23 protein-coding genes are annotated in these 21095 nt (G+C 45.6%); 13 read left to right on the forward strand and 10 right to left on the reverse strand.

Annotated features, from left to right (window positions below; translation table 11 throughout):
• Nucleotides 1–44 precede the first annotated feature (44 nt).
• A complete protein-coding gene (gene ydfI / locus M1D90_RS01420) occupies nucleotides 45–686 on the reverse strand; it encodes a two-component system response regulator YdfI (RefSeq protein WP_023856973.1) in 642 nt (213 codons plus the stop codon).
• Nucleotides 679–1842: a sensor histidine kinase gene (locus tag M1D90_RS01425; protein ID WP_105980583.1), complete on the reverse strand. Its 1164-nt coding sequence runs from the start codon at nucleotides 1840–1842 to the stop codon at nucleotides 679–681. The genes ydfI and M1D90_RS01425 overlap by 8 nt, the downstream gene beginning before the upstream one ends.
• Before the next feature lie 310 nt (nucleotides 1843–2152).
• Here M1D90_RS01425 and M1D90_RS01430 point away from each other — a divergent pair, with 310 nt between their 5' ends.
• The 4 genes from M1D90_RS01430 (at nucleotide 2153) to M1D90_RS01445 (ending at nucleotide 4567) form a co-directional block, all read left to right on the forward strand.
• Nucleotides 2153–2323, forward strand: a complete 171-nt coding sequence (locus M1D90_RS01430; RefSeq protein WP_105979499.1) for a hypothetical protein — start codon at nucleotides 2153–2155, stop codon at nucleotides 2321–2323.
• Complete coding sequence (locus tag M1D90_RS01435; RefSeq protein WP_095291354.1) at nucleotides 2320–2496, forward strand: hypothetical protein; 177 nt, start codon at nucleotides 2320–2322, stop codon at nucleotides 2494–2496. The genes M1D90_RS01430 and M1D90_RS01435 overlap by 4 nt, the downstream gene beginning before the upstream one ends.
• A gap of 119 nt (nucleotides 2497–2615) precedes the next feature.
• Entirely contained in the window at nucleotides 2616–3479 is an 864-nt protein-coding gene (locus M1D90_RS01440; protein ID WP_101561336.1) for a glycosyltransferase family 8 protein, read from the forward strand.
• Between the two features lie 149 nt (nucleotides 3480–3628).
• The gene (locus M1D90_RS01445) at nucleotides 3629–4567 is read left to right on the forward strand and encodes a phosphoglycerate dehydrogenase (RefSeq protein WP_234025596.1); all 939 of its coding nucleotides are present in this window, start codon (nucleotides 3629–3631) and stop codon (nucleotides 4565–4567) included.
• A 30-nt stretch (nucleotides 4568–4597) separates the two neighbouring features.
• On the opposite strand, the gene M1D90_RS01450 is transcribed toward M1D90_RS01445, so the two are convergent.
• A complete protein-coding gene (locus tag M1D90_RS01450) occupies nucleotides 4598–4978 on the reverse strand; it encodes a VOC family protein (protein WP_144497892.1) in 381 nt (126 codons plus the stop codon).
• Between the two features lie 142 nt (nucleotides 4979–5120).
• On the opposite strand from M1D90_RS01450, the gene M1D90_RS01455 reads away from it, so the two are divergent.
• A complete protein-coding gene (locus M1D90_RS01455; RefSeq protein WP_023856980.1) occupies nucleotides 5121–6311 on the forward strand; it encodes a class I SAM-dependent rRNA methyltransferase in 1191 nt (396 codons plus the stop codon).
• Nucleotides 6312–6410: 99 nt separating this feature from the next.
• Complete coding sequence (putP, locus tag M1D90_RS01460) at nucleotides 6411–7877, forward strand: sodium/proline symporter PutP (RefSeq protein ID WP_035337945.1); 1467 nt, start codon at nucleotides 6411–6413, stop codon at nucleotides 7875–7877.
• Nucleotides 7878–8143: 266 nt separating this feature from the next.
• Here the strand turns inward: putP and M1D90_RS01465 are convergent, their stop codons facing one another.
• Nucleotides 8144–8830 carry a CidB/LrgB family autolysis modulator gene (locus tag M1D90_RS01465; protein ID WP_023856983.1) on the reverse strand — a complete coding sequence of 229 codons (687 nt, stop codon included), beginning with the start codon at nucleotides 8828–8830 and terminating at the stop codon, nucleotides 8144–8146.
• Nucleotides 8812–9198, reverse strand: a complete 387-nt coding sequence (locus M1D90_RS01470) for a CidA/LrgA family holin-like protein (protein ID WP_020453376.1) — start codon at nucleotides 9196–9198, stop codon at nucleotides 8812–8814. Before M1D90_RS01470 ends, M1D90_RS01465 begins: the two co-directional genes overlap by 19 nt.
• Nucleotides 9199–9681: 483 nt before the next feature.
• Here M1D90_RS01470 and M1D90_RS01475 point away from each other — a divergent pair, with 483 nt between their 5' ends.
• From M1D90_RS01475 to thiE, 5 genes are all read left to right on the forward strand, one after another.
• Nucleotides 9682–10110, forward strand: a complete 429-nt coding sequence (locus M1D90_RS01475) for a YwqH-like family protein (protein WP_059230887.1) — start codon at nucleotides 9682–9684, stop codon at nucleotides 10108–10110.
• Nucleotides 10107–10376, forward strand: a complete 270-nt coding sequence (locus tag M1D90_RS01480; protein WP_020453374.1) for a YwqI/YxiC family protein — start codon at nucleotides 10107–10109, stop codon at nucleotides 10374–10376. Before M1D90_RS01475 ends, M1D90_RS01480 begins: the two co-directional genes overlap by 4 nt.
• Before the next feature lie 130 nt (nucleotides 10377–10506).
• Nucleotides 10507–11424, forward strand: a complete 918-nt coding sequence (gene cidR / locus M1D90_RS01485; protein WP_456283094.1) for a cidABC operon transcriptional activator CidR — start codon at nucleotides 10507–10509, stop codon at nucleotides 11422–11424.
• Nucleotides 11421–12230, forward strand: a complete 810-nt coding sequence (gene thiM / locus M1D90_RS01490; RefSeq protein ID WP_059230886.1) for a hydroxyethylthiazole kinase — start codon at nucleotides 11421–11423, stop codon at nucleotides 12228–12230. Before cidR ends, thiM begins: the two co-directional genes overlap by 4 nt.
• 1 nt (nucleotide 12231) lies before the next feature.
• Complete coding sequence (gene thiE / locus M1D90_RS01495) at nucleotides 12232–12906, forward strand: thiamine phosphate synthase (RefSeq protein WP_026580283.1); 675 nt, start codon at nucleotides 12232–12234, stop codon at nucleotides 12904–12906.
• 28 nt (nucleotides 12907–12934) lie between these two features.
• Here thiE and M1D90_RS01500 read toward each other — a convergent pair whose 3' ends face one another.
• Nucleotides 12935–14098, reverse strand: coding sequence for an ROK family protein (locus M1D90_RS01500; RefSeq protein ID WP_456283095.1), 1164 nt, complete (start codon nucleotides 14096–14098; stop codon nucleotides 12935–12937).
• A 196-nt stretch (nucleotides 14099–14294) separates the two neighbouring features.
• On the opposite strand from M1D90_RS01500, the gene xylA reads away from it, so the two are divergent.
• Nucleotides 14295–15641 carry a xylose isomerase gene (xylA, locus tag M1D90_RS01505; protein WP_023856988.1) on the forward strand — a complete coding sequence of 449 codons (1347 nt, stop codon included), beginning with the start codon at nucleotides 14295–14297 and terminating at the stop codon, nucleotides 15639–15641.
• Entirely contained in the window at nucleotides 15641–17140 is a 1500-nt protein-coding gene (gene xylB, locus M1D90_RS01510) for a xylulokinase (protein WP_456283096.1), read from the forward strand. The genes xylA and xylB overlap by 1 nt, the downstream gene beginning before the upstream one ends.
• A gap of 52 nt (nucleotides 17141–17192) precedes the next feature.
• On the opposite strand, the gene M1D90_RS01515 is transcribed toward xylB, so the two are convergent.
• From M1D90_RS01515 to M1D90_RS01530, 4 genes are all read right to left on the reverse strand, one after another.
• Complete coding sequence (locus M1D90_RS01515) at nucleotides 17193–18731, reverse strand: solute symporter family protein (RefSeq protein WP_025810602.1); 1539 nt, start codon at nucleotides 18729–18731, stop codon at nucleotides 17193–17195.
• The gene (locus M1D90_RS01520) at nucleotides 18728–19042 is read right to left on the reverse strand and encodes a DUF485 domain-containing protein (RefSeq protein WP_023856991.1); all 315 of its coding nucleotides are present in this window, start codon (nucleotides 19040–19042) and stop codon (nucleotides 18728–18730) included. Before M1D90_RS01520 ends, M1D90_RS01515 begins: the two co-directional genes overlap by 4 nt.
• A 181-nt stretch (nucleotides 19043–19223) precedes the next feature.
• Nucleotides 19224–19787 carry a flavodoxin family protein gene (locus M1D90_RS01525; RefSeq protein ID WP_025810603.1) on the reverse strand — a complete coding sequence of 188 codons (564 nt, stop codon included), beginning with the start codon at nucleotides 19785–19787 and terminating at the stop codon, nucleotides 19224–19226.
• A 538-nt stretch (nucleotides 19788–20325) separates the two neighbouring features.
• Entirely contained in the window at nucleotides 20326–20475 is a 150-nt protein-coding gene (locus M1D90_RS01530; protein WP_023856995.1) for an anti-repressor SinI family protein, read from the reverse strand.
• Nucleotides 20476–21095 lie beyond the last annotated feature (620 nt).

Raw genomic sequence — 21095 nt, forward strand, 5'->3', positions numbered from 1 at the left:
CGTACATTCGGGTATGTACGTTTGGGCAAATTTCAAATTTGATGTTATTTGTCTAATGTCAGAATGCCTCTTTGCATGGCAATCGTTACGGCTTCAGTTCTTGAATTCGCGCCTAATTTATTGTAAATGGACGTTAACCTGGACTTTACTGTTCTCTCAGAGACGCCCAAATCAAAGGCGATCGCTTTGCTTTTAAGACCTTTAGCAATTGCTTTTAGAACAATGACTTCCTTTTCTGTCAGCTGCGTATCACTGCTCTGTTTTTTCATCCGCTCCAATTGGATTTCTTGCAGACGTTTTAAGATTTCAGGCTGCAACAGCACGTTTCCTCTTATTGCTGCATCCATTGTATGAAAAAGGGTTTCTGAACTCGTATCCTTCAATAGATATCCTTTCGCCCCTAATTCAATTCCTTCGATCATTAAGTGATCTTCATTATAAGTAGTCAAAATAATGATAGGGATGTCATGATTTTCTTTTATTTGTTTAATGGCTTCTAACCCGCTCATCTCCGGCATATACAAATCCATGAGAATGATATCCGGTTTTAATTCATCTGCAAGACGGACTGCCGCTTTGCCATTTTCGGCCTCTCCTATGATGGTGTAATGATCATTCGTTTCAATTAAAAGCTTCAGACCTTCCCTCACGACAAGATGGTCATCAACGATTAAAACCTTATTCATCTTGCATCTCTCCCTGAATTGGTACTGTGATCTCAATTTGTGTTCCTTTTGATTTTGTACTCTTTATATTAAATTGGCCTTTCATGGCTCTGACGCGTTCTTCTATGCCGAGAAGCCCGTAATGTCCTCTCTTTTTCTTGCTCTTTTCAACATCAAATCCTTTGCCATTGTCCTTGACAGTTAAATGGAGCCTCCCCTTATCATCATCCCAAATGGATACCGATATCGTTTCTGCTTCAGCGTGCTTTGCTGCATTCGTTATGCATTCTCCAATGATGTAATAACAGTTTTCAGCTGTACGAACGTCTAATATCTGATGTAATCGGTAGTCTAAAAAACCACCCATGCCTGTCGACTCTTGAAAATGATCCATTAGTGAGGTAATTCTTTCTTTTAGAAAACCGATTTCCTCTGCTTTGCTGCGCAGATCGTCAATCGCTGAACGCGCGTCGGCCAATGTACCTCTCACTCTTTTCATTGATTGTTGAATGATTTCTATTGCTCTCTCTGTGTTGCCTTTGGCGAGATGAACATGAATAGCATCGAGCTGCATATTTAAACTGACCAGCCCTTGAGCAAGCGTATCGTGTAAGTCCCGGGCCATACGCTGCCTTTCGTTTTGCAGCGTCAGCTGTTCGACCTGCTGATGAGCCAGCTCCAGCCGTTCAAGAGTCAGCTGAGCTTTTATCTTTTCATCGACTTGGGCAAATAATGTAGCGGCATAAGTAATAATCACGATCATAATAGGTACGGCAATGACAAGAAAATGCAAATAATCACCTTTGTGAATCTGATGTGTTGCATTGATTGACAGCAGAAGCAGTAAATACAGTATGAGGAAAGTCCTTCTTCTGTCTGCTATTCCTGCAATCTGTCCAATCAAAAATGCATAAAGGCCGATGATGACCAGCACTAAGAAGCCAGTCATGATATTAGCCAGTGTAAAAGTGATCAAACCTTGCAGCACAAAATATAGAATGACCCTTTTCTTAACCCAGCGATATGAATGCCAATGCAGCAAAGCAAAAATGGCGGTCAATACTGTAAACACGTTAAGCAATAAAATGGACCAGCTCCCAATAATAAATTGCAGCACGACAGAGGCTACATAGATCATGAGAATAAAAGCCAGGCCCGGCACTCTGAGCGCAAGCATATTTAATGCCCGTCTATCATGTGAGTAATGCTTTTCTTTAAAAGGATTCAAACCTCATCCACTTCCTTTAACAGTTTAACCGAACAGAGATTCATGAAATTTATTGAAAGTGAACATACATTTATCCAATCATTTTATAGGAAGAGAAAGAACACAACAATACCGAGGTGCAGTGAACCATTAGATGTTCCCAAACATATGATCATTGCCCAAACGTACATAAGCGTTCTGCCTTTATGTACGTTTTATCTTTTCAAATTTACATTTAAAATCATGAGGAACTCACTATTTATTAAAGGAATGATCAACATTGAAATCGATTGATCTCACAATTTTATCATTAAAAAGAAAAGGAATCAGAACTGAGAAAGTGTCAAAAAATCAGTGCCCTGATCGATTAAGCAATACGAACGAAAAAACAGACAAACATATAAACAAAAATAGTCAATCCAAGAACATGTGTAAAGAAAAAGGGGAATGAATATGTATTGGTTTTTAGGTGCTTTATTATATTTTCTCATCGGTACTTGTATATTCATTGGAGTCATTAGAGACATTCACTCAGGCTCATGGATGCTCCTTACATTAGCAGCTCCAATCATCATTATTGGCTACCCTTACTTTTATTCAAAGAAGCTTTTTGCCAAAAGATAGTGAAATAGACGCCATACAATCAGAGGATCTTGCATGATCCTTTTTTTTCAGCCTATCGACGGTGTTTATCTTTTAAAAAAAGGGAATAGAACAAAAAAAGAAAAGGAGATGGAAGACATATGAAAAGCGACCGAACCATGCATATTATTTCATGTACAGACAATAACTACGCACAGCATTTAAGCGTGATGTTCGCATCATTGCTGACGAATATGGATCAGACGCGCGATGTGAAACTGTATGTCATCGACGGAGGGATTGAACCGGAAAATAAAAAGCGTCTGGAAGAGACGACCCTTCAATTCGGAGCCCCTATTACATTTCTGAATGTAGAAAAAAGCCAGTATGACCGTGCGGTCGAAAGCAGCCATATTACAAAAGCGGCATACTATCGGATTTCCATCCCCGATCTGATTGATGACGAATCCGTCAAACGAATGATCTATGTCGATTGCGACGCCTTAGTGTTAGAGGATATATCGAAGTTGTGGGACAAGGACATTTCACCTTATTTCGCAGCGGCAGTAGAAGATGCAGGCCAGCATGAACGGCTGAAAAAGATGAACATCAGCGACGAAGCAAAATATTTTAACTCAGGTATCATGATCATCGATATGGAAGCCTGGAGAAAAAACAACATTTCGAAAAAAGTCATCGACTTCATCAATAACAACGATGAAGACATGTTTATGTTTCATGACCAAGACGCGTTGAATGCGATTCTTTATGATCAGTGGCTCGAACTTCATCCGAGGTGGAACGCCCAAACACACATTATTTTAAAAGAAAAAACGCCGGCTTCCCTCATCGATCAAAAGCGCTATATGGAAACAAGGGCAAACCCGGCAATCGTTCATTTCTGCGGCGGAAACAAGCCTTGGAATTCAAACACCTCACACCCGTACGCCCGTCAATATTTTAAGTATTTGCAGTCGACAGCCTTTAACCAGCCGGCCAAATTGTCTAAAAACCATGTCAGCTAACATGCCAATCTCATTTTAAATCGCAGGATGAATCGATATAATGATAACAAACCCTGACGTATCCCCATATTCGCTTGTTTCCTTTTGGAAACAAGCATTTTTCTTGGCTGCAAAAATTTTTGACGAATGGAGGAGCGCTTTTGGTTAAAGTGCTGTTGACACTTAACGGACTGTTTTACCGCGCAGCGCCGCTGTTGAAGGAAAGGGTCGAACGGCTCGGCGCCGAATTTGCATTTTTGGATTCCAATCGGTTGACGAGACAGGATTTACTGACTCATATCAAGGATGTTCATATTTATATCGCCGGCGTTGAAAAAGTGGACCGGGAGCTGATCGACGCCGCCCCGGAACTAAGATATATCATGAAATTCGGTGCGGGAATCGACAATATTGATGTAGAATATGCAAGCGAAAAAGGAATCCTCGTCACGAATGCACCCGGCCAAAACGCCTCGGCAGTCGCCGATTTGGCATTCGGCCTTCTGCTGTCTGGCGCCCGTTCGATCCCGCAGTCAAACGCCGCAGTCAAAGCCGGTTTGTGGCAATCCGAGATGGGCTATGAGCTCGATGGAAAAACGCTGGGGCTTATCGGTTTTGGGGAAATTGGCAAAAAGGTTGCAAGACGGGCTTCCGGGTTTCATATGAACGTTTTGGCGTACGGCACATACAAAGACTACAATGCAGCCAAACGGCTGAATGTACGGTTTGCAGAGCTTGACGATCTCCTGGCAAAATCTGACTTTGTGTGTATCAACACGTCATTAAGACCTGCCACCTATCATTTGATCAATCAAGAAAAGCTGGCAAAAATGAAGAAAACCGCGTACCTGGTCAACATTGCCCGCGGAGAAGTGGTAGACGAAAGCGCGCTCATTCAAGCGCTTGAACAAAAACAGATCAGAGGTGCAGCATTGGACGTCTTTGAAACCGAACCGCCGGCCGCCCGGATCACTAGTCTCGGCAATGTCATATGCACGGCGCATATCGGCGGCGCTACGTATGAGAGCATTAGGCGCATCGAAGAGGTGACATATCAAAACATCAAAAGGTTTATCGAAAACCAGCCGCCGGCTTTCCGCGTTTCTTAAAGACTGGAAACGGCGAAAAGCCGCATCCGGTTATGTTCTTTGAAAAAACTCAATTATTTCTCCTTCGGGCCCAAAAAGAAAAAAATAGCGGAAGCCGTTTGGCAATACGGTGATCTCGTCTTCCATCAGCTTGATGCCGGCGCTTTTTACGCGGGCGAATTCAGCCTCGATATCATCGGTTGAGACGGCAAAATGATGTACTTTTCCTTCCTGAGGAAGACTGTCGTTATATCCCTCGATCAATTCAAGCTCTGTCTCGTCTCTGTTCTCAAAGCCTAAAAAAGCCAGCTTCATGATGCCGTTTGTATGGGTCATTCTGCCTTTCAGCGTCATTCCGATCACATTTTGGTAGAACGCGATCGAAGCATCAATGTTTTTCACCATCAGTCCTACGTGGTCAATTCGCGCCATTACGCCATTCCTCCTTTTGTTTCTCCATCATTTTAGAAAGGTCGGAATCATCTGTCAATTATCTCGATTACATGATGAATAAGAATATTGATCAGGCGTTATGGTAGGATAGAGAAGAATTTAAAATAAGGACTGAAATCAAATGCATACATTAAAAATAAAACATCCATTCGCTGCAAAAATGAAAAAGGGCTATCCCTTAATTGAAAAAGAAGCTGTTTCTTCGCAAGAAAACGGCATAAAAGAAGGTTCGCTGATCAGGGTTGCCGATGAAAACGGCACGTTTTTGGGAAAGGGCTACTATGGCGAGCAAAACAAAGGGATCGGCTGGATTCTGACCCGAAACGAAGAGGAATCAATTGATCAATCATTCTTTTTAAGCAGGCTGGCGAACGCCTTTCAGGCCAGAAAATCGCTTTTTCAAGACCCGGATACGACCGCTTTTCGTTTGTTTAACGGGGAAGGCGACGGAATCGGCGGCTTTACGATTGATTATTATGACGGCTACTATTTGTTCCAATGGTACAGCAAAGGGATTTATACGTTTAAGGAAGCGATTATGGAAGCCCTCGATGAATTGACAGACTATAAAGCCGTATATGAGAAAAAACGGTTTAATACGGCCGGGCAGTATGTAGAAGATGACGACTTTGTCAGAGGAGAGAGAGGGGAATTTCCGATCATTGTGAAAGAGAACGGCATACATTTTGCCGTTTACCTCAATGACGGTGCGATGACAGGCGTTTTTCTCGATCAGCGCCATGTCCGCAAGGCGGTTAGGGACCGGTATGCGGAAGGAAAAACCGTGCTCAACACCTTCTCATATACAGGTGCATTTTCTGTGGCGGCGGCGCTTGGAGGCGCTGAAAAAACAACGAGCGTTGATGTTGCAAACCGCAGTTTAAGCAGGACGATCGAACAATTCAGCGTGAACGGGCTGGATTATGAAGCTCATGATATTAAAGTCATGGACGTTTTTAAATATTTTCAATACGCGGCCAAAAAAGAACTCGCCTTTGACCTCGTCATCCTTGATCCACCTTCATTTGCGAGAACAAAAAAGCATACATTCAGCGCGGCAAAGGATTATAAAAATCTGTTGAAAGACGCGATTCGAATCACTAAAGATCAAGGTGTGATCGTCGCTTCGACGAACAGCAGCGCTTTTGGGATGAAAAAATTCAAAGGCTTTATCGAAGCGGCATGCAAAGAAACAGGGACGCGCTTTACAGTGCTTGAGGAGCATTCGCTTCCCGAAGATTTCAAAACGGTGAAAAGCTATCCTGAAGGCGATTATTTAAAAGTTGTCTTTTTGCGGATCCGCCGCCGTTAATGTTAAGGGCGGGGGAAAATTTTGCGATAAAAACAATACCTGTCGATCAATTATTCATGTATATTGATATTACGCGAAAAACTCAGGCAGGGGGAAGTTATGGATTACGGAATTTTAATATCGATAGGTATTTATATGGCAGGAATGCTTTTTATCGGATATTTTGCATATCGAAGAACTTCAAATTTGACCGACTACATGCTTGGCGGAAGAAATCTGGGCCCCGCCGTCACCGCGTTAAGCGCAGGTGCTTCCGATATGAGCGGCTGGCTATTAATGGGGCTGCCTGGTGCGATGTTTCTGAACGGATTGAGCAGCGGCTGGATCGTTGTCGGTCTGACAATCGGCGCGTATTTGAACTGGGTGTATGTTGCGCCGAGGCTGAGAACGTATACGGAAACGGCCGGCAACAGCATTACCATACCCGATTATTTCGAAAACCGTTTTAAAGACGGTTCAAGGCTGTTACGGGTGACGTCGGCTTTCGTTATTTTAGTATTTTTCACTTTTTATACATCATCCGGAATGGTGGCGGGCGGAGAGCTGTTCAGAACCGCATTCCACCTTGATTATCGGATCGGCATCTGGCTGACGGCCGGGGTTGTCATTCTTTATACGCTCTTCGGGGGCTTTCTGGCTGTCAGCTGGACCGATTTTGTTCAAGGGACGATCATGTTTATTGCGCTCATCTTAATGCCGATCGTCGTATTTGTCCAATTGGGGGGAATTGCGCCGGCGTTTTCGGAAGTGAACGCGGTCAACCCGGACCTCCTCCGTCCGTTTCAAGGAACAACCGCAATCGGTATTGTTTCTTTACTGGCGTGGGGGCTCGGCTACTTTGGACAGCCTCATATTATTGTCAGGTTTATGGCGATTTCAAGCGTGAAAGAGTTGAAGAGTGCCAGAAGAATCGGCATGGGCTGGATGATCTTTTCGATTTGCGGCGCGATGCTGACAGGACTCGTCGGCATCGCCTATTTCAGCGCAAATCATCTTTCGTTAAAGAATGCCGAGACGATATTCATTAAGTTGGCAGACCTTTTGTTCCCATCGATGATTACGGGGTTTTTGCTGGCTTCCATTTTAGCAGCTGTCATGAGCACGATTTCTTCACAGCTTCTTGTAACCTCAAGCGCGCTGACAGAGGATTTTTATAAAGCGTTTGTCCGGAAAGGAGCTTCTGACAAAGAACTTGTTCTTGTCGGAAGGCTGTCTGTCCTCGCGATTTCACTGATCGCCCTCATGATGGCGCTTCATCCGAATGAAACGATATTGAATCTTGTCGGCTATGCGTGGGCAGGTTTCGGAGCGGCCTTTGGTCCTGTCGTTCTGCTGAGTCTGTATTGGAAACGAATGACGAAGTGGGGCGCGCTTTCAGGGATGCTGTCCGGGGCGTTGACTGTTATTGTGTGGGAGCAAGTAAAAGCTTTTGACCCGGTTTATGAAATCATTCCCGGATTTATTGTTTGTACAGTCGTGATCATCGTCGTCAGCCTGATGACAAAGAAGCCGTCCGTAGAGATTGAAAAGGAATTTGAGACGGCGGTTGAACAGCTGAAAGGTTGAGAATAGGGTGATGGTCTTTGTCAACGTATTGTTGACGGCCGCTTTTCTCACAGGGGCTTTCACGGGATTTCTGTGGACATTTTTCAAAGAAAAAAGCGATGAATTTTTTCGGAAATGGCGGCGGATGGATCGGGGAAATTTCACACTTTTCGGTTGGGATTTCGGTGTATTTCTTTTATAGTATTGCTGATGTGCTGCTCGATGTCTAAATGAAAAAAACCAAATTGGCGGAAAAAACTTCCCCAATTTGGTTTTTTATTTTTCAACTACGACACTGCAATAAGGGAAATGAGAAACGGCGCTGCGCAAAGCGTGATGATCGCAGCCAGGATCATCGATACGCTTGAAATCGTTCCGGACACGGAGCTGAGCTCAAATGCTTTTGACGTACCTGCGCCGTGGGCGCTTGTGCCAAGCAGCACGCCCCTTGCAATTTCATTATCAATCCGGAAGTAGCGAATGACCATCGGTCCGATCACTGACCCGGACAGGGCGGTCAATATAACAAAAACAGCGGTCACCGCGGGCATTCCGCCGATCATTTCAGAAACGCTCATTGCAATTGGCGTTGTGACCGATCTGGGAACGAGGCTCTCAATCAGGTCTTCATTCAGCTTGAAAAGTTTTGCGATAAACGCTGTTGACAGGATCGCGATACAGCAGCCTACAGTCACGTTGATAATGATCTCAACCGCGTATTTTTTCAAGACTGGAAAGTATTTGTACAACGGAATCGCAAAAGCCACGGTTGCCGGCTGGAGCATGTCTGTCAACAAGCGACCGCCCGCATTGTACGCTTCAAAGGGCACATTGATGAAAAGCAGCAGGCCGACAAGTATCACCGGCGTGACCAATAAAGGTGACGCATATACCTTTGGATGGCGTGAATACACCGCTTTTGCGCCCAGATAAATTAACACTGTTGCGATCAGGCTTAAGCATCCGATGAGCATGTTTTTTTCCTTTCCTTTCTTTTGGCAATCAATTGAGTCAGCATTCCGGTCGACACCATGACGACGAATGTACTGATGAGGACAACGAGTATAATGCTTGTGCCGAATTCAGCCAGAATATCTCCGTAGTTCATAATCCCGACGGCTGAAGGGACAAAGAACAAAAGCAGCTCCGCGAGAAGCCACAAGGCGCCGATTTCAATCCATTCCAGCTTAATGATTTTGAAATGAAGAAGCGCAAAAATGACGATAATCCCGAGAATGCTGCCGGGAATGTTTATATGAAGAACCTCGGCAATCAGATTCATGAAACGCGCGAATAAAAACAAAAGAGCGACCTGACCTAATCCTTTAATGAATGTTTTCATGTCATTATCCCCCTTTCTAAACATGAGTGTACATGAGTTTTAAGTATAGGTAAAATACATATACAGAATAGATATTATTCATTTTGTCTATAGTTAAAAGCGCAAATCAGGTCAAAAGAAACAGTTTCCTGACTAAAACTAGAAATTGTCGTCCGGAATCATTTGGCGATTTTTTGTGACCATTAAACTGCCATATTCCCGTGCCTTTAGACTTGTCCGCGATGAAAGCGGTGTACAGATGATTCAAAAAGACGGGTTATATGTCCTTGAAATGCGCTGTGAGGAAGATGATGAACTGTGTATATATCCCTAAAAACAGTATTTACAGCCTATTCAACATCCGTGATTTTCGACTTAAACTATAAATATTGGAAATGAGAGCAAGTCCAGTCAAAGATGTGAATCTATGAAAAACCAACCGAATCATAATTTGACAAGGAAACAATCCATGCGAATCATACTGCAATTTCAGAGGTGACAATAATGGACTACTCAGACACGCTGCAAAAAATACACGGTGTCCTCTCTCATAAGGCGGCAGAGCTGGAAGAACAAATTGCAAGGCTGGAGCGGGCAAAGCGCGATGTAGAGCGGGAACAAAACCTCGGAGTCGAAGAAATCAGGCAGATTTTGCGTCCGAACCTTGATGAGTCGTGGACCGGAAGCAGGGCAGCCGATTTTGACGAAGCACGTGATGAAGCGCACACGGCAATGTACAGAATTTTCACCGATGAATATGATCGGTATATTCATAAAATTGATTTAAAGATATTTGCTTTAGATTCTGAAAAAGGGGCTGTTCAAGCTGCAAGCTGGTCGGCCGACCGGGCGGACTTTCTGATGGAAAAAGGAGAGGAGGCCGTCGACGCTCTGCACAGCACAATCAACGGTTTAAAAGGGTGGTTGAAATGAGCAAAACGATTAAACTTAACCATGCAGCGGTTATGAAGCAGCTGGAGCAAGTAAGCAGCACGCTTCAAGCCGTGTCTTTAAAAAGCCCGTCAGCCGGAGCGCTCGGGCGGAACAACCTTGATTTTACGAAAAAGTGGCTTGAACGCGAAGCCGAAATTTGCAATATGGTCGAACAGTATAAAGAGGCTGTTCGTAAAAACATTGAGGACACCCGCTCCAATGTGGACACGCTGAAGGAACAGGATGAAGCGATTGCCCGAAGATAGGCGCTGCCGGCTGTATGCCGGCGGCGTTTTTTTATGTTGATGTAGAAGGGTGCTCCACGGGGGTGCAGAAAACAATGAAATTGGTTTAGAATATGAATACAAGCAGGAACTCTGAAAGGGTGTCAAACAAATGGACATACGCCACTTAACCTATTTCTTGGAGGTAGCCCGTCTGAAAAGCTTCACAAAAGCCGCTCAGTCATTATACATATCTCAGCCGACAATTTCCAAAATGATTAAAAATCTTGAAGAAGAGCTCGGGATCGAGCTGTTTTACCGGCGGGGGCGTCAGATCGAGCTGACTGATGCGGGGCAAAGCATGTATGTGCAGGCCCAGGAAATCACCAAGTCGTTTCAAAATTTAACTTCAGAGCTGAATGACTTGATAGACGTCAAAAAAGGGCACGTGCGGATCGGTTTGCCGCCGATGATCGGCTCCGGCTTTTTTCCGAAAGTGATAGGGGATTTCAGAGACAAATATCCGAACGTCACCTTTCAGCTTGTTGAGCACGGCTCTGTGAAAGTGCAGGAAGGAGTGGAAGACGGATCGCTTGATATCGGCGTTGTCGTCTTGCCTGCAAAAGAGGAGATTTTTCACTCCTTTACAATCGTAAAAGAAGACTTGATGCTGATCGTCCACCCGTCTCATCGTTTTGCCGATGCGGATGAGATCGAGCTTCGGCAGTTAAGCGAAGAACCGTTTATCTTTTTCCGGGAAGACTTTGTTCTTCACGAACGGATCATTACGGCTTGCTTGAAGGCTGGATTTCAGCCGAATGTCATTTATGAAACCTCGCAATGGGATTTCATCAGCGAAATGGTTTCCGCTAACCTTGGAATCGGGCTTTTGCCCGAAAGAATCTGCCGCGATCTTGACCCGGAAAGAGTGAGAATCATTCCGCTGGTGAGGCCGGCCATTCCTTGGCATGTCGCCGTCATTTGGAGAAAAGACCGCTATCTGTCGTTCGCGGCGAGGGCGTGGATTGATCATACAAAATCGTATATATGGAGCGAAAATTCAAAAACAGAAGGGAATGCAGCCGAATGAATCTAGAAGATGCCGCAAGAGGAATTCAGAAAGTCAGAAAGCAAAAACCGCTCGTACACAATATGACAAACAATGTCGTCACCAATTTTACGGCGAACGGTTTACTGGCTCTCGGCGCATCGCCGGTGATGGCGTATGCGAGGGAAGAAGCCGCCGACATGGCAAAGATCGCCGGAGCCCTTGTGCTGAACATCGGCACGCTCAGCCGGGAATCTGTTGAATCGATGATCATTGCAGGAAAGTCCGCCAATGAACACGGTGTGCCGGTTATTTTTGACCCAGTCGGTGCTGGGGCGACGCCGTTTCGAACAGAATCGGCTCAAGCGATTATGCGCGAAGTGAAGGTTTCCGCCGTCAGAGGCAATGCCGCGGAAATTGCCAACACGCTTGGAGAGGACTGGCTGATCAAAGGCGTGGATGCAGGCGAAGGGAGCGGCGACAGAACAGAGCTCGCCAAAAAAGCCGCGAAATTATGGGATACAGCCGTCATCATAACCGGAGCTGAAGATGTCATAACGGATGGAACAAAAACGTATACCGTAGGCAACGGACATCAACTGTTAACGAAAGTGACGGGGACAGGCTGTCTGTTTACCTCTGTCATCGGTGCGTTTTGCGCCGTTGAAAAAGACGTTTGCCATGCCGCTGTATCTGCAGCCGCTTTTTATGGAACGGCGGCCGAGTTGGCCGCGGAGAAAACGGAAAACCTGGGGCCCGGAAGCTTTCAAATCGAGTTTTTGAATCAGCTTGCCGCTGTTGAAGCGATGGATATAAAAGAACGCGGCAGGATCAGAGAGGTGGAATAAGATGACGCGAGTCTCAAAAGAAACGATAAAAGATCTGTTGTCAGTCTATTTTATTATGGGTTCAAACAATACTGCAGGGGATCCTTTAACTGTCATTGAACAAGCCTTAAAAGGCGGTGCGACACTTTTTCAATTCCGCGAAAAAGGCGAGGGCGCGTTAAAAGCAGGAGATCAAAAGGCGTTTGCTCGACAGGTGCAGGCTCTTTGCAAACAGTTCAATGTTCCGTTTATCATCAACGATGATGTAGAACTCGCGCTTGCGCTTGACGCCGATGGGGTGCATATCGGGCAGGATGATGATAAGGCCGCCGACGTCAGAGCGAGAATCGGGGACAAAATCCTCGGTGTTTCCGCGCATACACTTGAAGAAGTCGTAAAGGCGGAAAAGGATGGAGCGGATTATATCGGTGCAGGACCGGTTTACCCGACTGAAACAAAGCGGGATACAAAAGCTGTGCAGGGTGTCTCGCTCATTCAAGAGCTCCGCAGGCAGGGGATTGGCATACCTGTGGTCGGAATCGGCGGGATCACGGCCGAAAACTGCGCCCCCGTCATCGAGGCCGGCGCTGACGGCATCAGTGTCATCAGCGCCATCAGCAAAGCTGCCGATCCAAAGGCGGCCGCCGAGGCGTTCAGCAAGAAAGTGCAAGCTGCTAAACAAAGCGCGCATTCCTAAATGGAATATGCGCTTTTTGATATAAAAATTAAAATTTCTCGTTCATAAACCGTTCCAGAAAATGCCCGATCACCAGGGAGGACATGCCGAGCGATGAGGCAGTGCGGCCAAGCGAGGAGATTTTCAAATGATAATTAGACAAGGCTTCTGCAGCACTTCTTGAGGCAATCGTTTTTTTAATCGCATCGACGATGATCGGATAGGATTCTACAATGGTATTCCGCAAGATAATCGTATCGGGATTCAACGTCTTCAAGATGTTGAGAAGTCCGATGCCGATATGAAAACCGAATCTTTCAAACGTCTCCATCATCCCCGGATCACTGCGGTCTGCAAGTTCTTTAACGGTTTCGTAAAGCGGGGCTTCGGAATTCGCTCCATAGTGAGAGAAGACGGCTTTTTCCGAAGCGTAAAGCTCCCAGCAGCCTCTATTCCCGCACCGGCACAATGGGCCGTCAAAGTGAATGGACATGTGCCCGGCTTCTCCGGAAAAACCTTGCACACCTCTAAACAGTTTTCCATTCATTAAAATCCCTAAACCAATCCCGGTATTAATGCTGACAAACACGGCATGCTCCAGCTGTCCGGCTTCTCCGTATTTCTTCTCGCCAACGGCGCCGGCGTTTGCTTCGTTTTCAATTAAAATGGGAACGCCGAACCTTTCTTCCAGTTTTTCCTTTAATGGAATCAAATGGATTGGCTTATTTGGCGTAAACACCACCTGCCGTTCGTTGTCTACCAAGCCGGGTACGCAAACGCCGATTCCGGTCAATCCGTATGGGGAAGGCGGTATTTTGTCAACGGCTAGCCCTGTCAATTCGATTAATGCCTCTTCTGTCGCCTGAATGTCTTCTTCATCCAGCGTCCGTTCGAATTGTTCAATCAAATGCCCTTCAAGATCGGTTAACACAACAATCAGATAATTGGTTCCGATATCTATACCGACCGCATAGCCGGCTTTTCGATTGAATTTCAGCATCACGGGCCTCCTGCCGCCGCTTGACTCGCCGGGGCCGGTTTCATAAATGATGTCCTTTTGAAGCAAGGAAGATACTTGGGAGGAAACGGTCGCTTTATTTAATCCCGTTATTTCCGAAAGTTTTGCTCTTGAAATGGGTGCGTTCTCAATAATCTGATCAAGAATCAGAGCTTTGTTCATTTTTTTTACAAGGGCTTGATCCGCTGTATTCAATGTCAATCACTCCATTGTTTTGAAGCTGTGAATTTATTATAGTATAACAAATTTAGAAAACTCAATTTTTTCCTTCATTTCCATTGAAAGCGGTTGATTCATCTTGTAAAATAAATACAAGGAAGTTAGTTTAATGGTTAAACAAACTTATTTTTTAACGTTTGCTTTGCAAGGAAAAGTGAAGGGGGAGATCGGAATGTTTTTTAGAAATGTCGGAGTGATTGAGTATGAAGGAGCCGATTCGGAAAATCCTTACGCATTTAAATATTACAACCCTGATGAATACGTCGGCGGCAAAACGATGAAGGAACATCTTCGCTTCGCTGTTGCGTATTGGCATACCTTTGATGCGGACGGGAAAGACCCTTTCGGCGACGGGACGATGTTCCGGCCGTGGAACCGGATGACACATCCTTTGGATAAAGCAAAAGCCCGGGCGGAAGCGGCTTTTGAATTCTTTGAAAAGCTCGGCGTGCCCTATTTCTGCTTTCATGACGTTGATATCGTTGATGAAGGAGCAACGTTGCGTGAGACATTTACGTATTTGGATCAAATGTCGTCTTTTCTTAAAGAAATGATGGAGACTAGCCGTGTTCAGCTGCTTTGGAATACAGCCAATATGTTTACCCATCCGAGGTATGTCCACGGGGCCGCAACTTCCTGCAATGCGGATGTCTATGCCTATGCGGCCGCAAAAGTGAAAAAAGGACTGGATATCGCCAAGGAGCTTGGAGCGGAAAACTATGTGTTCTGGGGCGGAAGAGAAGGTTATGAAACATTGCTGAATACAAATATGAAGCTTGAACTCGAAAACTTGGCTTCATTTTATAGAATGGCGGTTGAGTATGCGCGCGAAATCGGTTTTGACGGCCAATTTTTGATCGAGCCGAAGCCGAAGGAGCCGACGAAGCACCAATACGATTTTGATGCGGCCACAACGATCGCTTTTTTAGAAACTTACGGTTTAAAAGACCATTTTAAACTCAATCTTGAGGCGAACCATGCGACCTTGGCCGGGCATACATTTGAGCATGAACTACGGGTGGCCGCCTTGCACGACGTGCTGGGTTCCATTGACGCCAATCAGGGCGATTTGCTCCTGGGCTGGGATACTGATGAGTTCCCGACCGATCTGTATTCTGCAGTACTTGCGATGTATGAAATTTTGAAAGCAGGCGGGTTTAAAACCGGTGGCATTAACTTCGATGCTAAAGTAAGGCGCCCGTCTTTTGCGGATGAAGACTTATTTCACGCTCATATCGCAGGAATGGATACGTATGCAGTCGGCTTGAAAGTCGCCTCCCGTCTGCTTGAAGACAAAGCCCTCGACCAGATCATTGAAGAGCGTTATGAAAGCTATACGAAAGGGATCGGGCTTGAGATCAAAGAAGGCCGCACCGATCTGAATAAGCTTGCCGCATACGCTCTTGAACACGACCAAATTGAAAATCAGTCAGGCCGCCAGGAACGACTGAAAGCGACCGTTAACCGTTACTTATTGAACGCTTTGCGCGAAGCGCCGGCAGAAAAGGAGACACGCTAGTGGAATACGTGATCGGGGTCGACCTCGGCACCAGCGCGGTTAAAATCATCCTTGTCAATCAGCGGGGAGAGCTGTGCGGCGAGGTCTCCAAACCATTTTCCATCATTCAGCCCCATTCCGGTTATTCTGAACAGGATCCCGCAGAATGGGCGGTAAAAACGAAGGAAGCCATTAAGGAATTAGTTATGCATTTCCCGGGAAAAGCATCTCAGATTAAAGGGATCAGCTTTTCCGGACAGATGCATGGATTGGTACTTTTAAACGGCAAAGGAGAGGTTTTGCGAAACGCGATCCTGTGGAACGATACACGGACAACCGAACAATGCCGTCTGATTAACGAGAAAGTCGGAAAGGAGCGCCTGCTCGAGATCGCGAAAAACCCGGCGCTCGAAGGCTTTACCCTTCCGAAGCTTTTATGGGTGAAAGAACATGAAAAAAAGCTGTTTGAAAAGGCGGCCGTTTTTTTGCTGCCGAAAGACTACGTCAGGTACACGATGACGGGGCGTCTGCACAGCGAATATTCAGATGCGGCCGGAACGCTCCTGCTCGATGTGAAACATCAGACATGGAGCGGGGAAATCTGCAGCAAGCTCGGCATCCCGGAGTCCTTATGTCCGGATCTGATTGAGCCGTGCGCCTGTGTCGGCGGCGTCAGTCCGGAATTCGCGGCTGAAACCGGTCTGGCTCCTGAAGTCAAGGTGTTTGCCGGCGGCGCTGATAATGCATGCGGCGCGGTCGGCGCCGGTATTTTAAGAGAAGGAACGGCCATTTGCAGCATAGGCACCTCAGGGGTTGTTCTCACATATGAATCAAACCGAGATCAAGCGTTTGATGGCAATATTCATTTTCTGAACCACGCCGCCCCCAATGCGTTTTATTCAATGGGAGTGACGCTTTCCGCAGGACGCAGCTTCAGCTGGTTTAAAGATGTATTTGCCGGGCAAACGTCATTTGACGAATTAATTAGCGATATTGACCATTCCCGTCCCGGTGCCCGGGGGCTGCTGTTTACCCCTTACTTGTCAGGGGAGAGAACCCCTCATGCCGACGCAGATATTCGCGCCAGCTTCATCGGGATGGACAGCGCACATACACGGGCGGACTTCGTCAGAGCCGTCATTGAAGGCATCACATTCTCCCTACACGAGAGCATTGAACAATTCCGTGCCGCGGGAAAGGATATCAGCCGCGTGATTTCAATCGGCGGAGGCGCCAAAAGCGATCAATGGCTGCAAATCCAGGCGGATATCTTCAACGCCGACATCATCAGACTCACAAGCGAACAGGGGCCGGCATATGGAGCAGCCATGATCGCGGCCGTCGGGTGCGGCTGGTTTCCGTCGCTTGAAGCTTGTGCAGACCGATTCGTTCTCATCAAAGAAACCTTTTCACCCCGCCGTGAATACAGCAGACAATACAAAGCTCTGTTTCAAATTTATAGAGATGTCTACCGGCACACGAAAGCGCTGAACGAGCGGCTGGCGAGCTTTCGGGAATAAAAAAACTTATGAGCCGGCCGGCTCATAAGTTTTTTTCGGGTGTGCATCCAGTTTAAGATTGATCCATGTGAATGCCTGTATGTGCTTTGACCTGAATTTCTGCAAATGCTTCTTGATCAGGGGTTTTTGAAGACAGAATCGTCCCGAGATAAGCGCCTAGAAAGCCGAGCGGAATGGAGATGATACCCGGGTTGGAAAGCGGGATCAGCGGTTCTCCAACAAAGATAGCGTTTCCGGCCGGGTCCCAGACACTCGGGCTGATGGAGACGAGAATCAGCGCGCTTAAAAGACCGGTCAGACTGCCGGCCAAAGCGCCGGCCGCATTAAATCTTTTCCAGAAGACGGTGAAGATAATAAGCGGCAGATTGGCGCTTGCCGCCACGGCAAATGCAAGCGAGACAAGAAACGCGACATTCAGCGATTGGGCGAAGACAGCAAGCAGAATCGAAAGGACGGATACGCCGATGGAAGCCCATCTTGCAGCGATCATTTGCTCTTTTTCCGTAGCCGCGCCTTTTCTGATAATCTGGCTGTATATATCATGCGCAAAAGCGGATGCCGCCGACAGCACAAGGCCTGTGACCACCGCCAAAATCGTTGCGAACGCGATGGCTGAGACGAAGGCGAACAGAAAATCTCCGCCGAGCGCCTGAGCAAGCAGCGGTGCAGCCATGTTCCCCGCTTTATCGGCAGCTAAAATGTTTTCAAAACCGACAAACGCGGCAGCACCAAAACCGAGAAAGACCGTCATAATATAAAATATACCGATAATCCATGTAGCCGAGATTACCGATTTCCTTGCCGTTTTGGCATCTTTTACTGTATAAAACCGGATGAGAATGTGAGGCAGGCCGGCTGTCCCGAGGACGAGTGCCAAATTGAGTGAAAGTGTTTCAAGAGGAACTTTATACTTATTGCCGGGGTTCAAAAAATCAGCCCCAAGCGGAGTAGCTGTTTTCATTTGTTCAAACATGTTCGTCAGGCTGAAGCCGAATTTTGAAAAAACGATGATTGAGATAATGAGCGTCCCTGCCATCAAGAGAACGGCCTTGATGATCTGGACCCAGCTGGTTGCGATCATTCCTCCGAATACGACGTATATGGTCATCAAAACCCCGACAATGCACACGGCCAGCGTATAATCGATGCCGAGCAGAAGCTTGATCAGCGCACCGGCGCCGACTAACTGTGCAATCATATAAAAGGTGGAGATCGTGATCGTGTTTAATGCGGCGACACCGCGAATTTTCTTTTGTTTAAAACGAGAGGCAATCATGTCCGCCATTGTAAATTTGCCGAGGTTTCGGAGCGGCTCTGCCACAATGTAAAGCACGACTAAATAAGCGACGAGGAAGCCGATGCTGTAGAAAAAACCGTCAAACCCGTTCAAAGCGATCATCCCGGCAATGCCGAGGAAAGAAGCCGCTGACATGTAATCTCCCGCAATAGCCAGTCCGTTTTGAATGCCGGTAAGCCCTCCTCCCGCCGTGTAAAACTCATTGGCCGTTTTTGTCTGTTTGGCCGCGAAATACGTAATGACAAGCGTGAGAGCAACAATGGCAAGAAACAGAATAAAGGCTGTGGCACTCATGAATCAACGCCTCCAATCTTCTTTTTGAAATCGCTTGCAATTTGATCGAATTGACCGGCTTTTTTTGTATACATAATGCACAGCGTCCATGTCATAACAAACTGAGCTATCGCAAAAACCCATGCCCATGTGATGGCTCCGACTGCCGGCTGATTCAAAAATGTGAAGTATGATGTCATAACCGGCAGCAGGAAATAAAAGAGCAGAAAGAAAATCGTCATCGGTACAATAAAAGCCCGTTTCCGTGATAACAACCGCTGGAACTCCGGAGATGCCGCAGCTTTGCTGTAATCTATTTTGCCTTCTCTCATTTGTTCTTTGCCCCTCCTTGTGTTTGTCTGAAAAGATACAACAAAGGTATGTAACACGCTCCGGATTTATTCTTCAATTTTCACACAGCGTTTTATTTATATAAGATGAAAGACCTGATCATCTCGAATAAATGTTTTTTCCATAAAAGAAACCGTTTGTTCACCTTTTTCTTCTCATTTGTCATGCCTTCCGCCTCGTTTCCGCCTCTGTCAGCTTCCTTCTCAGTTCATTTGCAGACGCAATCGCTTCCCGGTCTGTTATCACGCCGCCGGGCTTGTTTCCTTTGCCGAGCAAATAGCCGTCGAATGTCATGTTCATAAAATCAAATATGTAGTGAAACTGTTGAATGAGCGGCAGCCCTTTCAAGCGGGGATCATCGTCTCCGACAGCTGCCACGTAGACCGTTTTTTTCGCCATTTGCTGTTTAAATGCAGATCTTCCATGCTCTATCAATGTCTGTGACCAGCGGTCAATAAAATTTTTCATCAGACCCGACATGCCGTACCAATAGATCGGAGTGGCGAAAACTAGGATATCCTTCTCCAGCACCCGGCTGATCAGGTCTCTGTAGTCATCATCAGGGTAAAAAGGGGCTGTATTGCTGTGCCTGTAGTCCGATACGGGCTGAATGTGATAGTTTCGCAGAAATATCTTATCGGCATCAAGTCCGTCTACTAATCGATTCATCAGTTCTTCCGTATTTCCATTTTCACGGGAGCTTCCGCAGATTGCTGCTATCCCCATATTGTTTCATCCTCCTTTGGAATCGGTCATGAATTCAGTTTAAGATAACAACAATCATCAGTAAAATTGATATTTTAGATATTTACCATCGGAAAAATCGATTATATAAGCGAACTTAACAGAAAAGAGAGAATGGAAAGGAAGCATGAGGATATTATCAGAAGGATCAAGACGAAAAGCTCCGCCCCCCTTCGGGAGAAAGGCAATCGAAACCGATGCAGAAGAAAGTGAATGGGACTGCTGGCGTCAGCGTTGGTTAGCAATGGCTCTAAAACGCCTTATTCAATCCGGTCTGGTACCCCTTAAGAGAGTGAAGCTGGAAAAATGAAACGACCTATGTACAGGGCAAAGGTAAGGCTGCTCCTTAAAACGCGCGTTTCTATGGAGCAGACAGAATCTATACACAGGCAGCAGGCCTGCTGCTCAAATACGTCATTATCAATTAAAACACTCGTTAAAACAGCCGGTTGGATCATCTTGATAGATCAAGATTCAACAGAACCGCCTGTTTTTTTGGATAACTGATGCTTCTAAACGCTTACTGCTTTATCGGTTTTTCAGCATCGCTTTGGACGGGCTGACTGTGAAGAAATTCTTTCACATCTTCAATTTGCAGCCCAAGTTTTTTCGCCTCCTTCATCAAAATCACCCAATCTTTGTCCAACTTGTGTTTCGTTTGAGTATTCATAGCTTCCTCCAATATGATAAGACGTTGTTCACCTCAAAGAAAAAAACGGTTTTTCCTTGAGATGCAATAAAAGTTATAAAACAACAGCCATGTGAAAACAATGACAAATTTCATAAAAAATTCACAAAGTCATCTTTGATAAACCTACCTATTCCCTAAATAACTGACTAAAAAAACCAAAAAATCTTAGATTCTTACTTATAATAATAAACAATCAATTACTGACTGGATAGTATTCAATTAAAAATGATCATTTTTCCCTATTAAGAATTTCTCAATTGCAGCCGAATATCCTTTGAATATTCTAAAAATAAGAAAGAGATTTTTGGCAGATTATTACGAAAAAGTATTGGAAAATCAATGGTTTCAAGGAATGATTTAGAATAAAGACATGGTGGGTAGGGAGGGTCCTTTCGGCTTAGTTGCTGTATGGGTTAAAGAAGGGTAATACGAAAATACTATTATCGACCAGTATTAAGTGGAAAAAAAGAACATTGGTTTCAAATGCAGAGAAAAAAGTATAGCTTTTGCCTCAAAATCGCTTTAATTCACCAGGATGAAACCATTGTAATGGATAAAAACCCGAACTATTCCTTGTAAGGCATTTAATGGAACAGAAA

The organism is Bacillus sp. JZ34 (genome assembly GCF_053903205.1).

What these genes read in the sequence shown, in the direction of transcription:
- M1D90_RS01520 (WP_023856991.1), bottom strand. Translation starts at nt 19,042, where the DNA reads ATGAGAGAAGGCAAAATAGATTACAGCAAAGCTGCGGCATCTCCGGAG.
- M1D90_RS01455 (WP_023856980.1), top strand. Translation starts at nt 5,121, where the DNA reads ATGCATACATTAAAAATAAAACATCCATTCGCTGCAAAAATGAAAAAG.
- M1D90_RS01450 (WP_144497892.1), bottom strand. Translation starts at nt 4,978, where the DNA reads ATGGCGCGAATTGACCACGTAGGACTGATGGTGAAAAACATTGATGCT.
- putP (WP_035337945.1), top strand. Translation starts at nt 6,411, where the DNA reads ATGGATTACGGAATTTTAATATCGATAGGTATTTATATGGCAGGAATG.
- M1D90_RS01425 (WP_105980583.1), bottom strand. Translation starts at nt 1,842, where the DNA reads ATGCTTGCGCTCAGAGTGCCGGGCCTGGCTTTTATTCTCATGATCTAT.
- xylA (WP_023856988.1), top strand. Translation starts at nt 14,295, where the DNA reads ATGTTTTTTAGAAATGTCGGAGTGATTGAGTATGAAGGAGCCGATTCG.
- thiM (WP_059230886.1), top strand. Translation starts at nt 11,421, where the DNA reads ATGAATCTAGAAGATGCCGCAAGAGGAATTCAGAAAGTCAGAAAGCAA.
- M1D90_RS01525 (WP_025810603.1), bottom strand. Translation starts at nt 19,787, where the DNA reads ATGGGGATAGCAGCAATCTGCGGAAGCTCCCGTGAAAATGGAAATACG.
- ydfI (WP_023856973.1), bottom strand. Translation starts at nt 686, where the DNA reads ATGAATAAGGTTTTAATCGTTGATGACCATCTTGTCGTGAGGGAAGGT.
- thiE (WP_026580283.1), top strand. Translation starts at nt 12,232, where the DNA reads ATGACGCGAGTCTCAAAAGAAACGATAAAAGATCTGTTGTCAGTCTAT.
- M1D90_RS01470 (WP_020453376.1), bottom strand. Translation starts at nt 9,198, where the DNA reads ATGAAAACATTCATTAAAGGATTAGGTCAGGTCGCTCTTTTGTTTTTA.
- M1D90_RS01530 (WP_023856995.1), bottom strand. Translation starts at nt 20,475, where the DNA reads ATGAATACTCAAACGAAACACAAGTTGGACAAAGATTGGGTGATTTTG.
- M1D90_RS01480 (WP_020453374.1), top strand. Translation starts at nt 10,107, where the DNA reads ATGAGCAAAACGATTAAACTTAACCATGCAGCGGTTATGAAGCAGCTG.
- cidR (WP_456283094.1), top strand. Translation starts at nt 10,507, where the DNA reads ATGGACATACGCCACTTAACCTATTTCTTGGAGGTAGCCCGTCTGAAA.
- M1D90_RS01465 (WP_023856983.1), bottom strand. Translation starts at nt 8,830, where the DNA reads ATGCTCATCGGATGCTTAAGCCTGATCGCAACAGTGTTAATTTATCTG.
- M1D90_RS01435 (WP_095291354.1), top strand. Translation starts at nt 2,320, where the DNA reads ATGAATATGTATTGGTTTTTAGGTGCTTTATTATATTTTCTCATCGGT.
- M1D90_RS01515 (WP_025810602.1), bottom strand. Translation starts at nt 18,731, where the DNA reads ATGAGTGCCACAGCCTTTATTCTGTTTCTTGCCATTGTTGCTCTCACG.
- M1D90_RS01440 (WP_101561336.1), top strand. Translation starts at nt 2,616, where the DNA reads ATGAAAAGCGACCGAACCATGCATATTATTTCATGTACAGACAATAAC.
- M1D90_RS01475 (WP_059230887.1), top strand. Translation starts at nt 9,682, where the DNA reads ATGGACTACTCAGACACGCTGCAAAAAATACACGGTGTCCTCTCTCAT.